We start from the raw sequence: 13,811 nt of genomic DNA on the forward strand, positions 1-13,811 counted from the left end.
CCACCGGAGACACGGCGAACCTGGGTACCGCCGGACCCCCTCACCGGGCCTGTGTCCTGGCCATGACGCGCAGTGCCTCCTCCTCGGGCGAGCCCGGAGCGGCCGTGTAGACGAGGAGGCTCAGCTCGGGGTCCTGGGGGAAGTGGGTGATCTCGTACGAAAGGGTGAGCGGGCCGGCCTCGGGGTGGTCGATGCGTTTGAGGCCGTGGGACTTGGTGCGCACGGTGTGCCGCTGCCAGTGGCGCCGGAACTCCTCGCTGCCCTGGTTGAGTTCCTCGACCAGCCGCCACAGTTCCGGGTCCTCGGGGAAGCGGCCCGCCGCGATGCGGAGGTGGCCCACCACCTCACGGGCGATCATCTCACGGTCGGGGTAGCGGCTGCCGATCTCGTCGTTCAGCAGATGGAGCCGGCACAGGTTGCGGTCGGCCACGGGCAGCGCGTCGAAATCGGTGATGAGGGCACACAGGGGCCGGTTCCAGGCCAGTACGTCCATCCGGCGGCCCATGGCGAGCGCCGGAGCGGTGATCCAGTCCAGCAGCCCGCGCACCCCGGGACGCACCGCCACTCGCGGGGCGGACTGCTCGGCGTCCGGTTCCGGCTTCCGCGGCCGTGCCAGCCGGAAGAGATGGGCGCGCTCGTCCTCGTCCAGCCTCAGGGCGGCGGCCACCGCACCGAGCACGGTGTCCGAGACGCCGCGGTTGCGGCCCTGCTCCAGGCGTACGTAGTAGTCGATACTCACCCCCGCCAGGTGTGCCAGCTCCTCACGGCGCAGCCCCGGCACGCGCCGCAGGCCCGAGCCGGAGGCGTAACCGACGTCCTCGGGCCGGATCCTGGCCCGCCGTGAGCGTAAGAAGTCTCCCAACTCGCCGCGTGACTGCATGGGTTCATTATCGCCTCCCCGGGTACCCCGGTTTCGCCGTCCCCGGGTTCCGCGGCCCCCGGGTCCGACGGGTCCCGGGCACGGCGGGTCCCGGGCACGGCGGGGCACGGACACGGCGGGGCACGGACACGGCACACGCGGACGTATGCGCGCCGATCACCGGGCTCCCTTCCGTAGCCTGGTCGGCATGGGTGATCTTTTTCTGGTCCGGCACGGTGAGACCGAGTGGTCGCGGTCCGGGCGGCACACCGGGCTGACGGACGTGCCACTGACCGAGCACGGGCGGGAGCAGGCGCGCGGTCTTGTGCCGTTGATCCGGTCGCACCGCATCGGGGCCGCGTTCGTCAGCCCGTTCCAGCGGGCCCGGGAGACGGCCGAGCTGATCGGGCTGCGCGAGGAGGTGCGGATCGACTCCGACCTGCACGAGTGGGACTACGGCGGGTACGAGGGGGTCACGACGGTCGAGATCCACCGGAGCCGGCCGGACTGGTTCCTGTTCACCGACGGGGTCGAGCCCGGGCCGCCGGACCGTCCCGGGGAGTCACCGGAGCAGGTCGGCGATCGGGCCGACCGGGTGCTGGCCAGGGTGGAGGCCGCCTTCGCCAACACGGAGGGGTGCGTGGTGCTGGTGGCGCACGGGCATTTCCTGCGGGCGCTCACCGCGCGGTACCTGGGACTTCCGGCGTCGCACGGGGCGCTGTTCCAGCTGGGCACGGGCACGCTGTGCCGGCTGGGCACGGAGCACGCGCGGCCGGTGATCGCGGCCTGGAATGTCAGACCTCCGTCGTAGCCTTCGAGGGAGTCACCGGCTTCGGGCAAGCCGCCGGGTTCGAGGGAGCCGCCGGCTTCGAAGGTCTCGGCGGTGAGGGTGGAAGGAGGACGCCGTGGCACTGTCGCCCACCGCCGCGCAGCGGCGCGTCATCGACGCCGCCGACGCCGTCACCGGGCGTCTGAAGGGCACGGAGGCACAGCTCGCGGCGCTGGTGAGGCGAGGGCTCGCCTTCCGGCATCCGCGTCCGCCGCACGACCACTTCCTGACGCCGGCCGGGCACCGGACACGGGAGGCCCCCGCCGGGCCCGGGGCGCCGAGGACGCCCGGGCCGGCGGCGCCCGCCGCCGCCGACGACGGGGTGTTCGCCGCGCGGGTGGGTGGGGAGGAGGCCGTACCGGGCGATGCCGGGCCGGCTCGGCTGCGTGAGGTGCGAAGCGCCTGGCAGGGACTGCTGGAGTTGCGCCGGATGACGCACTCCGACGGGAGCACGGAGCGGCCCTGCGGGTGGGAGCGGGCACATCTCGTGCGCGCCGCCGCCCTCGCGCTGGAGGCGGCCGGGCATCGTCCGGCGGGACCGGACGGCGATGACGGGTACCGGGTCCGGGCGACGCCCCAGCCGGACGCCGTCGCCGTGTACGAGCCGGACGAGGCGGCCCTGCGGGGCTGTGCGGCGACGCTGGAGCGGGTGGGGTGGCAGGTCGGGGAGCACACCGAGCCGCGCACGCGCGCCCGTTACCTGCTGGCCTCGCCGCGGAAGGTGTGACGCTCCCGTGACGCCGAGCGCGCCCGCTGGTCGCTGCTCCGGGCGGCCGGTATCCGGCAGGCCGATCCGGTGGCCCGGGGTGTGGGTCCCGTCGCTCTGGAGACGACCATCCGCTTGTGGCGGGAGCTGCTCGCCGGTGACGAGGTCACGGTGTCCTGCGCGTTCGAGTAAGGCGAGGGCAGGGCCTTCCGGACACGGCAGGTCATCCGCAAGGCGGACGGCACGGTCGCGGCCGAGGTCGAGGGTGTCGGCGGCCCGATGGACCTGCGCGAGCGCCGGCTGGTGGCGAACCCGCGCGGGCGGTCCGCGGAACTGGCGGCGGAATCGGGGCTGTTCGGGGCGTGACGTGCCGGCTCGTCCCGGCTCGTCCCGGCTCGTCCCGGAGGCCTGACGCGGTCGGACGGCGCATCGGTCCGATACGCCGTCCGACCGCGTCAGGCTGACCATGGGGTCACGGCGTGGCCGGGGCCCGGGACGCCTCGGTGATCTCCGTTCCCGCCTCCATCGGATGGGTCACGTCCTCCGCTTCCTTCCCCCGGCCGCCGATGTGGTTGAAGACCAGGTTGAGCAGGACGGCGGCCAGACAGCCGGTCGAGATGCCCGAGTCGAGGATGATCTTCGCGTTCTCCGGGAACGAGTGGTAGAACTCCGGCGCCGCGATCGGGATGATGCCGACGGCCAGGGAGACCGCCACGATCAGGACGTTGTTGTCCTTGTCGAGGCTGGCCCGGACCAGGGTCTGGATACCGCTGGCCGCGACCGAGCCGAACAGCACCACGCCGGCGCCGCCGAGCACCGGGCGGGGCACGACGGCGATGAGCGAGGCGGCCATCGGGCACAGGCCCATCAGGACCAGGAAGCCGCCGCCCGCGGCCACGACGAAGCGGCTGCGGATCTTCGTCATCGCGACGAGGCCGATGTTCTGGGCGAAGGCGCTGCACATGAAGCCGTTGAAGACCGGGCTCAGCGCGGAGCCGAGGGTGTCGGCGCGCAGGCCGGCCGCGATGGTCTTCTCGTCGGCCGGGCGGTCCACGATCTCGCCCAGGGCGAGCATGTCGGCGGTGGACTCGGTCATCGAGACCACCATCACCACGCACATGGAGAGGATCGCGGCGAGCTGGAACTGCGGGGCGCCGAAGTGGAACGGGGTCGGGAAGCCGACGACGCTCGCGTCCGCGACCGGCCCGAAGTCCGTGACGCCGAACGGGATGGCGATGAGCGTGCCCGCGACCAGGCCCAGCAGCACGGCGATCTGCTTGACGAAGCCGCGGGTGAAGCGGCGCAGCAGGAGGACGATGACGAGGGTGATCGCGGCCAGGCCCAGGTTGGTCGACGACCCGAAGTCGTCGGCCTCGGGGCTGGATCCCTGTGCCCAGCCGAAGGCCACGGGCAGCAGGGATATACCGATGAGGGTGATGACCGTACCGGTGACGACCGGTGGGAAGAACCGGATCGCCTTGCTGAAGAAGGGGGCCGCGAAGAAGCCTATGAGTCCGGCGACGATGACGGCGCCGAAGATGATCGGCAACGCGTCGGACTTGTCCTCGGTGGAGGCGACGATCGCGGTCATGGGGGCGACGCCGGCGAAGGTGACGCCGTTCACGAAGGGCAGCCGGGCACCGATCTTCCAGATGCCCAGGGTCTGCAGGAAGGTGGCGAGGCCGGCGGTGAACAGACAGGCACCGGTGAGGAAGGTCAGTTCGGTCGCGGTCAGGCCGATGGCCGCACCGACGATCAGGGGTGGAGCGACGACTCCGGCGTACATGGCGGCCACGTGCTGCAGGCCGGTCGTCGCCATTTTCAGTGGCGGGAGTTTCTCGTCAACAGGGTGGTCGGCCACGGCGGCGTTCCTCCGGTCGGGTACACGTCGGCTCTGACGCGGGTGTCAGGGAGGTGGTGCGGGTGGTGGTCGTGCGGGACCGGGACGGACCGTTCCGGGAAACGGTGACCGCTCCGGGAGCGTGCGCGCTTGGGCGCACGCGCCCCGGAGACAGCCGCCATGGACCCCGCTCGGGTCCACGGCTACCGGCCGGAAGCCGTCCCTCCCGGCCGGAGATCAAGTGGTGCGTGGTGGTGCGTGTTTCAGCTGTGCGTCCGACAGTCGTGCGTCCTTCAGCCCTGCGCGGCGATCCGCGCCAGGCGTCGTGCCTCGTCCCGGGTGGAGCGGGCGATGGCATCCTCGTCGGCGGTGAGCAGCCGGCCGTTCTCGACGATCTGGCGGCCGTTCACGAACGACGCGGTGACCGGGGCGGCGGCGCCGAGGACCAGGGCGGTCACCGGGTCGGCGATCGAGGAGTGGGCGACGGTGTCCATCCGCCACAGCACCAGGTCTGCCAGCTTGCCCGGCTCCAGCGAGCCGGTCTCGGCGGCCCGGCCCAGGACCTGGGCGCCGCCGTAGGTGCCCAGGCGCAGCGCCTTGCGGGCGTTCAGCGCGGCCTCGCGTTGGGGCCCGAGGCGGTTGATCAGCAGGGCGCCTCGCAGTTCGGTGTGGAGTTCCCCGGACTCGTTGGAGGCGGTGCCGTCGACGCCGAGGCCGACCGGGACGCCGGCGGCGAGCATGTCGGGGACGCGGGCGATTCCGGCGGCCAGTCGCGCGTTGGAGGACGGGCAGTGCGCGACGCCGGTCCCGGTACGGGCGAAGGCGGCGATGTCGGAGTCGTTCATGTGGACGCAGTGCGCCATCCACACGTCCTCGCCGAGCCAGCCGGTGGACTCGAAGTAGTCGGTCGGGCCCATGCCGAACAGCTCGTGGCAGAACTTCTCCTCCTCCACGGTCTCCGAGCCGTGGGTGTGCAGCCGTACGCCGAGCCGGCGGGCCAGCTCCGCGCCCTGGCGCATCAGTTCGGTGGAGACGGAGAAGGGGGAGCAGGGGGCGACCGCGACCTGGGTCATGGCGTCGAAGGAGGCGTCGTGGTGTTCCCGGACGGTGGCCTCGGTGGCGGCGAGCGCGCCGTCCAGGCTCTCCACCGCGAAGTCCGGCGGCAGCCCGCCGTCGGACTCGCCGCGGTCCATGGAGCCGCGGGCGAGGGTGAAGCGGACGCCCATCTCGCGGGCGGCGAGGATGATCGCGCCGGACAGGTCGCCGGAGCCCCGCGGGAAGACGTAGTGGTGGTCCATGGCGGTGGTGACGCCGCCGCGGGCCATCATGGCGAGTGAGCCCTGGGCCGCCGCGTACGCCATCGGCTCGTCGATCCGCGCCCAGGTCGGGTACAGCGCGACCAGCCAGTCGAACAGGTTGTGGTCGGTGGCCAGGCCCCGGGTGATCCACTGGTAGAAGTGGTGGTGGGTGTTGACCAGTCCGGGCGTGGCCAGGTGGCCGGTCGCGTCGATCCGGCGCACCACGTTCTCCAGGCCCTCGGGTGCCCCTCCCGCGCCGACGGACTCGATCCTGTTGCCCACGAGGACGAGATGACCCGAGGCGATCTCGGTGTCGCCCGCGTCCACCGTGGCGATCGCGCAGTTCTCGATGACCACGCGTTCGACCACGCGCTCGGACGCGCGCTCCGGTGCCGATGATGCTGCCATGCTGCTTCCTTCTCTTTCAGTGGGGCCCATGGGCGGGAGTGAGTACCCACGGGGAGGGCACGGCAGGACCCTAGGAGGATTTGAGTGCCGGAACGGTGGTGCGGCTCCGGGTGCCGAGATGGTGGAAGAACAGGTTGAGACCGACCGCGACGAGCGCGCCGGCGCTGATGCCGGAGCCGAGGACGGTCTGCGCCCAGGCCGGGAACTCGGCGTAGAAGGTCGGCGCGGCCAGCGGGATGATGCCCGCGCCGAGCGCCACGGCCACCAGGATGATGTTGGAGCTGTCGTCGAGGCCTGCCTCGGCCAGCGTACGGATGCCGCTGACGGCGATCGACCCGAAGAGCACGATGCCCGCACCGCCCAGGACCGGCATGGGGACCAGGGAGACGACCGCGCCGAGGACCGGGAAGGCACCCAGGACGAGCAGGGTGGCGCCGGCGACGGCGACGACGTAGCGGCTGCGTACCCGGGTGAGGGTGACGACGCCCACGTTCTGCGCGAAGGCGGAGGTGGGGAAGCCGCCGAAGACGGGGCCGACCAGGGTGGCGAGGCCGTCGGTGCGCAGGCCGCGGGTGATCACCTTGGCGTCGGCGGGGCGGTCGCAGATCTCTCCGAGGGCGAGCATGCCGGCGGACGACTCGGTCATCAGGACCAGCATCACGATGCACAGCGACAGGATGGCCGCGGGCTGGAACTCGGGGGCGCCGAAGGCGAAGGGGGTGGGCAGCGCGGCGATGGGCGCGGACTTCAGGGCGCTGAAGTCGGCCATGCCGACGGGGATCGCGACCAGGGTGCCGACGAGCAGGCCGAAGAGCAGGGCGACCTGCTTGAGGAAGCCCTTGCCGAAGCGCTGCATGACGAGGATGACGGCGAGGGTGAAGGCGGCGAGCGCGAGGTTGCGCATCGAGCCGAAGTCGGCGGCGCTCTCGTCGCCGCCCTGGGCCCAGCCGACCGGGACCGGCATCAGGGTGACGCCGATGAGGGTGATGACGACGCCGGTGACCAGGGGCGGGAAGAAGCGGAGCAGCCGGCCGAAGAACGGTCCGACGGCGAGGCAGAAGACGCCGGCGACCATCACCGCGCCGTAGATGGCGGGGAGTTGGCGGCCGTCGCCGTTGGTCTCGGCGATGGCGAGGATGGGTGCGATACCGGCCGAGGAGGCCGCGTTGACGAACGGCAGGCGGTTGCCCATGAAGCCTTTGACGCCGAGGGTCTGGAGCAGGGTCGCGACGCCGGCGATGAGCAGGCTCGCGGCGATCAGCCTGGTGCGGCCCTCGACGTCGAGTCCGCAGGCCTGGCCGATGATGAGCGGAGGGGTGACGACGCCCGCGTACATGGCGGCGATGTGCTGGAGCGCGGCGGGGGCGAGCCGCGAGGGGTGGAGCTTCTCGTCCACCGGGTGCACGGACGTGACGGCGTCCTCCGTGTGCACCGGCGGGGTGGAACAGGAGCCTTTCGCCGGCTCCGTTGCAGGCTGTGCCATGGTCTTCCCTCCGGTGTGGCGCGCCGCCGGCCCCGGGGGGCCGGGCCGGCGGCGCGCTTCCCGCGTCAGAGGTTGGTCATGTCGACCGGGATGAGTTGCTCGGCGCCGTCGCGCAGGATGGTGGCCTCGATCAGGCCGTACGGGCGGTCGGCGGCGTAGTAGACGGCGCCGTCCTTGGCCTCGTTGTCGATCCCGAAGGGCGACAGGTCCGAGCGGAAGTGGTGCTTGTTGGGCATGGAGAAGCGGATCTCGTCGACCTCGTCGCGGGAGTTCAGCACCCGCACACCCATCTCGAAGAGGGTCTGCTGGAGCGAGTACGAGTAGGTCTCGGCGAACGCCTGGAGCGCGTGCTTGCGCACCCCGTTGTACGAGCGGTCCCAGTCGGGGGCGTGCGAGTCGACGCCGTCCCAGTTGTGCCGCCACCAGGTGGAGACGGTGGTGGCGAGGATCCGGTCGTAGTCCTCCTTGAGGGTGGTGTACTTGTCCTTCAGGTAGCCGAAGAACTCGGAGTTGGTCGAGTTCAGGACGGTCAGGTCCTTGAAGCCGGAGAGCACCTGGATGCCGTGGCCGTCGTAGGTGATCTCCGCGACGCGGGTCTCCTGGCCGGTGCGGACGAAGGAGTGGGCGATCTCCTCCGAGCCGACGAAGCGGGCGCCGCCCTTGGAGGTCTCGATCCGCTCCCAGCCGTACTCCTCGACGCGGATGCGGGCCCGGTGGATGGGGTCGTTGTTGTCCACGAAGTGGCGGGCGAGCTTGACGCCGAGGTCCTCGGCGCTCTCGATCCCGTGCTCCTTGGCGAAGGCGAACACCGTGTTCTTGGTGGTGTCGGTCGGCAGGACGTTCGCGTTGGACCCGCTGCGGTGGACCTCCTCCATGTCGCCGGAGAGGGCGACGGAGACGTTCAGGTCCTTGATGTGGTGCGTGTCGCCGTCACGCGTGATCTTGACAACGCGGTTCTCTGCCTTGCCGTACTGGTTCTGTCCCAGGACGAAACGGGTCATGTGTCGGTCAGCTCCCTCGGTAAACGGAGTAGCCGAACGGGTTGAGCAGCAGCGGAACGTGGTAGTGCTCCCCGGGCACCACCGCGAAGGTGATGGTGACCTCGGGGAAGAACACCGGCCGGCCGTTCTCGCTGTCCCGGAGCGCGGGGGCGTCCTGCTGGGCCGCGGCTTGTTTCTTGGCGAAGTACGTCTCGGTGTCGAAGTCGAGCCGTACGTGTGTGGTGCCCTCCGGCAGGGCCGGCAGGTCCTTGCACCGGCCGTCCGCGTCGGTGGCGGAGCCGCCGAGCGTCTGCCAGTCCGCGTCGCCGCCCGCGCGGGCGGCGAGTTGGACGGCGACGGCCTCGGCGGGGCGGCCGGCGCTGGTGTCCAGGATGTGCGTGGACACGGAGGCGGTGGTGCTGGTGCTCATGGTCGGGCGTCCTGTTCGACGAGTCGGGTCAGGCGGATGCGGTTGATCTTCCCCAGTTCGGTGCGGACGATCTCCCGCTCCTGCTCGGGCGAGTTGCCGATCCGTTCCCGAGCCGAGTCCCGCATCTGCTCGCCGGTCCGGCCGGTGGCGCAGATGAGGAAGACGTGGCCGAACTTCTCCTGGTAGGCCAGGTTGAGTTCGAGCATCTCCGCCTTGAGTTCCTCGGCGGCGCCGGCCATTGCGGCCTGCTCGCGGGACGAGGTCGGGTCGCCCGGCTTGGGGCGGCCGATCGGCGGGTGCCCGGCCATCGCCTGGGCGAGGTCCTCGGCCGTCAGCTCGGCCATGGCGGCGTCGCTGGCGGTGTGGAGGTCCTCCACGGTGGTGAAGGGGCGGGCTGCGAGCAGGTGCCGGGCCCACGCCGTGGAGGCACACGCCTCGTGGAGTTCCGCGAGCGCGGCGGACTCCTCGAGGGTGTTGAAACGGGCCAGGCCCGACGCGGAAATGGACGTCACGGGAGCCTCCGTGGCCTTGTGCTGAACGGGCGTGCCGATAGCTAACGCGCTCGGAAACAAGCCGTCAACACTTTGTTGAAAATTCGGAGTAACGAAAACCGCCGCCCGGTAACCGGGCGGCGGCTTGCCGTTCATGAGGTCGTGCCTGGTCACAGACCCGGTCTTGGTCAGGCACCCTTCTCGCGGTTGAGGTAGTTGTAGACGGTGAAGCGGCTGACGCCCAGGGCGCCCGCGACGGTCTCCACGCCGTGCCGCACGGAGAAGGCGCCGCGCGCCTCCAGCGTCCGCACGACCTCCTGCTTGGTCCGCCGGTCGAGTTCGGCCAGCGGCCTGCCCTGCCGGCGCTCCATGGCGGCCAGGATGTGGTCCAGGGAGTCGGCGAGCTGCGGCAGGCGTACGGCGACGACGTCGGCACCCTCCCAGGAGAGCACGACGTCGTCCTGGCCGGCCTCGTCCGGCGGGAGTATCTCGCCGCCGATGGCGTCGACCAGGGGTTTCACGGCCGCGATGAAGGGCTCCTCCCCCGGGCCCGTCACCGCTCGCCCTCCCCGGACACGCTTTCACCGGCCACGCTCTCCTCGACCAGGTTCACCTGGAGCGAGATCCGGGTGGCGCCCGCCTCCAGGGAGCGGCGCAGCAGCGCGTCCACGGCGGTGAGCACCGCGTCGGCACCGCCCTCGGCGGTGTTGCCGAACGGGCCGACGTCGACCTCGTCCAGCTCCGCGGCCTCGACGACCTCCCGGGCCACCACCGCGTGCGCGGGTGCCTCGTCCAGGTCGAAGGGCTCGGTCGTGAACTCCACTCTCAATCGCACCCGGTCAACCTAACGCGCGGTGACCGTTTCCGCCGCCCCCTCTTGACAAGGCGGAAGCCCTGACGGCAATCTTCCATTAAGCAGAAACGAACTTCCGTAATGCGGAATACGATCGAACGGAAGGGAGCGCGGCACCCGATGCCAGGTTTCGAGTGGAGCACAGCCGCAGACCAGCGCTTCAACGTCAACCTGTCGATCCTCTTCACGGAACTCCCGCTCCTGGAGCGTCCCGCGGCCGCCGCCGCGGCCGGCTTCACCGCGGTCGAGCTGTGGTGGCCCTGGATCGACTCGCCCACCCCCGAGCAGTCCGAACTCGACGCCCTGAGGAAGGCCATCGAGGACGCGGGCGTCCAGCTCACCGGGCTGAACTTCTACGCCGGGAAGCTGCCCGGCCCCGACCGCGGCGCCCTGTCGGTCCCCGGCGAGGAGTCGGACCGGTTCCGCGCCAACATCGACGTGGCCGCCGACTTCGCCAAGTCGCTGGGCTGTACGGCGCTCAACGCGCTGTACGGCAACCGCGTCGAGGGCGTGGACCCGGCCGAGCAGGACAGGCTCGCGCTGGAGAACCTGGTCCTCGCCGCCCGCGCGGCCGACCGGATCGGCGCCATCCTGCTGGTCGAGGCGCTCAACAAACCCGAGTCGCCGCTGTACCCGCTGGTCTCGGCGCCGGCCGCCGTCGCGGTCGTCGACCAGGTCAACGAGGCCACGGGGCTCGGCAACGCCAAGTTCCTCATGGACCTCTACCACCTGTCCATGAACGGCGAGGACCTGCCGCGGGTGATCGACGCGTACGCCGCGAGGACCGGCCACGTCCAGATCGCCGACAACCCCGGCCGCGGCGCCCCCGGCACGGGCTCCCTCCCGCTGGAGGAACTGCTCGGCCGGCTGAGGAAGGCCGGTTACGACGGCTGGGTCGGTCTGGAGTACAAGCCGGGCGACAACCCCAGCGCCGAGGCCTTCTCCTGGCTGCCGGCCGAGGCCCGCGCGGCCCGCTGAGCGCCGTACCGCAGGAACTTTTCAGAGATTTTCAGAGAGGCATCCATCATGAGCACGCTTCCCAAGGTCGCCTGGATCGGTCTCGGCATCATGGGATCCCCCATGTCGGAGAACCTGATCAAGGCGGGTTACCAGGTCACCGGCTTCACCCTGGAGCAGGAGAAGCTGGACCGTCTGTCCTCCGCCGGCGGCACCGTGGCCGGCTCGATCGCCGAGGCCGTGCGCGACGCCGACGTGATCGTCACCATGGTGCCCGCGTCCCCGCAGGTCGAGGCCATCGCCTACGGCCCCGACGGCATCCTGGAGAACGCGAGGTCCGGCGCCCTGCTGGTCGACATGTCCTCGATCACCCCGCAGACCTCCGTCGACCTGGCGAAGGCCGCCAAGGACAAGGGCGTCCGCGTCCTGGACGCCCCCGTCTCCGGCGGCGAGGCCGGTGCCGTCGAGGCCGTCCTGTCCATCATGGTCGGCGGTGAGCAGGCCGACTTCGACGAGGTCAAGCCGCTCCTGGAGGCGCTGGGCAAGACGATCGTGCTGTGCGGTCCGCACGGCTCGGGCCAGACCGTGAAGGCCGCCAACCAGCTGATCGTCGCCGTCAACATCCAGGCGTGCGCCGAGGCCGTGGTCTTCCTGGAGAAGTCGGGCGTGGACCTCAAGGCCGCCCTCGACGTCCTGGGCGGCGGCCTGGCCGGCTCGACCGTGCTGACGCGGAAGAAGGACAACTTCCTGGCCCGCGACTTCAAGCCGGGCTTCCGCATCGACCTGCACCACAAGGACATGGGCATCGTCACCGACGCCGCCCGCAACGTCGGCGCCGCGCTGCCGGTCGGCGCCGTGGTCGCCCAGCTGGTCGCCTCACTGCGCGCCCAGGGCGACGGCGGCCTGGACCACTCGGCCCTGCTGCGGGCCGTGGAGCGCCTCTCCGGCGCCCAGGTCTGACCGCGGGCACCTCACGAGACTTCCGGGCGGCGCCGTCGCTGACACCTGTCCTGTCGCGCCCGAGCGGCGGCGTCGCCCGGAACCCACTTCAACAAACTGTTGACGTGCCTCCGCCCCAAATCTAGGCTCCACGAAGCGGAAACAAGTTTCCGCTGAACCCTCGCACGGAAGGTCCCCGATGTCGCAGCGCGTGCTCACGACAGAGTCCGGCGCCCCGGTCGCCGACAACCAGAACTCCGCCTCCGCCGGCATCGGCGGCCCGCTCCTGATCCAGGACCAGCACCTGCTGGAGAAGCTCGCCCGCTTCAACCGCGAGCGCATCCCGGAGCGTGTGGTGCACGCCCGCGGTTCCGGAGCCTACGGCCACTTCGAGGTGACCGACGACGTCACCGACGTCACGCACGCCGACTTCCTGAACACGGTCGGCAAGCGCACCGAGGTCTTCCTGCGCTTCTCCACCGTGGCCGACTCGCTGGGCGGCGCGGACGCGGTCCGCGACCCGCGCGGCTTCGCGCTGAAGTTCTACACCGAAGAGGGCAACTACGACCTCGTCGGCAACAACACCCCGGTGTTCTTCATCAAGGACCCGATCAAGTTCCCCGACTTCATCCACTCGCAGAAGCGCGACCCGTTCTCGGGCCGCCAGGAGCCGGACAACGTCTGGGACTTCTGGGCGCACTCCCCCGAGGCCACGCACCAGGTGACCTGGCTGATGGGCGACCGCGGCATCCCGGCGTCGTACCGCCACATGGACGGCTTCGGCTCGCACACCTACCAGTGGACGAACGGCAAGGGCGAGTCCTTCTTCGTCAAGTACCACTTCAAGACGGACCAGGGCATCCGCACCCTGACCGCCGACGAGGCCGCCGAGCTCGCGGGCCAGGACCCGACCTCGCACCAGACGGACCTGGTGCAGGCGATCGAGCGGGGCGTGTACCCGTCCTGGACGCTGCACGTGCAGCTGATGCCGGTGGCCGAGGCGGCGAACTACCGCTTCAACCCGTTCGACGTGACCAAGGTGTGGCCGCACGGCGACTACCCGCTGCGCCGCGTGGGCCGGCTGGTGCTGGACCGCAACCCGGACAACGTCTTCGCCGAGGTCGAGCAGGCCGCGTTCTCCCCGAACAACTTCGTTCCGGGCATCGGCCCCTCCCCCGACAAGATGCTCCAGGGCCGCCTGTTCGCCTACGCGGACGCGCACCGCTACCGCCTGGGCGTCAACCACACCCAGCTCGCGGTGAACGCGCCGAAGGCGGTGCCCGGCGGCGCGGACAACTACGGCCGCGACGGCCTGATGGCGTCCAACCCGCAGGGCCGTGACGCCAGGAACTACGAGCCGAACTCCTACGACGGCCCGGTCGAGACCGGCCGCCCGCTGGCCGCCCCGCTCGCGGTGTCCGGCCACACCGGCACCCACGAGGCGCCGCTGCACACCAAGGACGACCCCTTCTTCCAGGCCGGTGAGCTGTTCCGCCTGATGACCGAGGACGAGAAGAAGCGTCTGATCGCGAACATCGCCGGCGGCCTGTCCCAGGTCTCCCGCAACGACGTGGTCGAGAAGAACCTCGCGCACTTCCACGCCGCCGACCCGGAGTACGGCAAGCGTGTTCAGGAGGCGGTCCGCGCCCTGCGCGAGGACTGATCCACCAGCTCGCGCACGGGCCCCGGCGGGGAGGCCGGGACCGTGTGCGCGGCCTGCGAAGGCACCGGAGCGGCC

At 71.0% G+C, this 13,811-nt stretch carries 14 protein-coding genes and 1 pseudogene; 6 read left to right on the top strand and 9 right to left on the bottom strand.

Features of this window, described 5'->3' with window-relative positions:
• Positions 1 to 40 precede the first annotated feature (40 nt).
• Positions 41 to 880 carry a helix-turn-helix transcriptional regulator gene (locus tag ACH4NX_RS34755; RefSeq protein ID WP_351399532.1) on the bottom strand — a complete coding sequence of 280 codons (840 nt, stop codon included), beginning with the start codon at positions 878 to 880 and terminating at the stop codon, positions 41 to 43.
• Between the two features lie 187 nt (positions 881 to 1,067).
• Between ACH4NX_RS34755 and ACH4NX_RS34760 the strand changes: the two genes are divergently transcribed.
• The 3 genes and pseudogenes from ACH4NX_RS34760 to ACH4NX_RS34770 form a co-directional block, all read left to right on the top strand.
• A complete protein-coding gene (locus tag ACH4NX_RS34760; protein ID WP_351399531.1) occupies positions 1,068 to 1,670 on the top strand; it encodes a histidine phosphatase family protein in 603 nt (200 codons plus the stop codon).
• Positions 1,671 to 1,764: 94 nt separating this feature from the next.
• Positions 1,765 to 2,415 (top strand): hypothetical protein, encoded by a 651-nt coding sequence (locus tag ACH4NX_RS34765; protein WP_398130022.1) that lies wholly within the window; start codon positions 1,765 to 1,767, stop codon positions 2,413 to 2,415.
• Positions 2,416 to 2,427: 12 nt separating this feature from the next.
• A pseudogene (locus ACH4NX_RS34770) lies at positions 2,428 to 2,760 on the top strand (acyl-CoA thioesterase); the annotation flags it as partial.
• Between the two features lie 106 nt (positions 2,761 to 2,866).
• Here the strand turns inward: ACH4NX_RS34770 and ACH4NX_RS34775 are convergent.
• From ACH4NX_RS34775 to ACH4NX_RS34810, 8 genes are all read right to left on the bottom strand, one after another.
• Entirely contained in the window at positions 2,867 to 4,255 is a 1,389-nt protein-coding gene (locus ACH4NX_RS34775) for a nucleobase:cation symporter-2 family protein (protein ID WP_351399527.1), read from the bottom strand.
• A gap of 272 nt (positions 4,256 to 4,527) precedes the next feature.
• Entirely contained in the window at positions 4,528 to 5,940 is a 1,413-nt protein-coding gene (locus tag ACH4NX_RS34780) for an 8-oxoguanine deaminase (protein WP_398130023.1), read from the bottom strand.
• 70 nt (positions 5,941 to 6,010) lie between these two features.
• Positions 6,011 to 7,423 (bottom strand): nucleobase:cation symporter-2 family protein, encoded by a 1,413-nt coding sequence (locus ACH4NX_RS34785; RefSeq protein ID WP_398130024.1) that lies wholly within the window; start codon positions 7,421 to 7,423, stop codon positions 6,011 to 6,013.
• 65 nt (positions 7,424 to 7,488) lie between these two features.
• Entirely contained in the window at positions 7,489 to 8,424 is a 936-nt protein-coding gene (gene pucL, locus ACH4NX_RS34790; protein WP_351399523.1) for a factor-independent urate hydroxylase, read from the bottom strand.
• A gap of 7 nt (positions 8,425 to 8,431) precedes the next feature.
• Positions 8,432 to 8,833 (bottom strand): hydroxyisourate hydrolase, encoded by a 402-nt coding sequence (gene uraH / locus ACH4NX_RS34795; protein ID WP_351399521.1) that lies wholly within the window; start codon positions 8,831 to 8,833, stop codon positions 8,432 to 8,434.
• Positions 8,830 to 9,345 carry a 2-oxo-4-hydroxy-4-carboxy-5-ureidoimidazoline decarboxylase gene (gene uraD / locus ACH4NX_RS34800; RefSeq protein WP_351399518.1) on the bottom strand — a complete coding sequence of 172 codons (516 nt, stop codon included), beginning with the start codon at positions 9,343 to 9,345 and terminating at the stop codon, positions 8,830 to 8,832. Before uraD ends, uraH begins: the two co-directional genes overlap by 4 nt.
• Positions 9,346 to 9,512: 167 nt before the next feature.
• Entirely contained in the window at positions 9,513 to 9,881 is a 369-nt protein-coding gene (locus tag ACH4NX_RS34805) for a helix-turn-helix domain-containing protein (RefSeq protein WP_351399516.1), read from the bottom strand.
• Positions 9,878 to 10,159: a hypothetical protein gene (locus ACH4NX_RS34810; protein ID WP_351399514.1), complete on the bottom strand. Its 282-nt coding sequence runs from the start codon at positions 10,157 to 10,159 to the stop codon at positions 9,878 to 9,880. The genes ACH4NX_RS34805 and ACH4NX_RS34810 overlap by 4 nt, the downstream gene beginning before the upstream one ends.
• Before the next feature lie 138 nt (positions 10,160 to 10,297).
• On the opposite strand from ACH4NX_RS34810, the gene ACH4NX_RS34815 reads away from it, so the two are divergent.
• From ACH4NX_RS34815 to ACH4NX_RS34825, 3 genes are all read left to right on the top strand, one after another.
• A complete protein-coding gene (locus ACH4NX_RS34815) occupies positions 10,298 to 11,155 on the top strand; it encodes a TIM barrel protein (RefSeq protein WP_351399513.1) in 858 nt (285 codons plus the stop codon).
• A 48-nt stretch (positions 11,156 to 11,203) separates the two neighbouring features.
• Positions 11,204 to 12,094: a 2-hydroxy-3-oxopropionate reductase gene (locus tag ACH4NX_RS34820; protein WP_398130025.1), complete on the top strand. Its 891-nt coding sequence runs from the start codon at positions 11,204 to 11,206 to the stop codon at positions 12,092 to 12,094.
• Positions 12,095 to 12,272: 178 nt separating this feature from the next.
• The gene (locus ACH4NX_RS34825) at positions 12,273 to 13,736 is read left to right on the top strand and encodes a catalase (RefSeq protein WP_351399509.1); all 1,464 of its coding nucleotides are present in this window, start codon (positions 12,273 to 12,275) and stop codon (positions 13,734 to 13,736) included.
• Positions 13,737 to 13,811: the final 75 nt, after the last annotated feature.

Source organism: Streptomyces sp. NPDC017225, assembly GCF_044331465.1.
Lineage (GTDB): Bacteria > Actinomycetota > Actinomycetes > Streptomycetales > Streptomycetaceae > Streptomyces.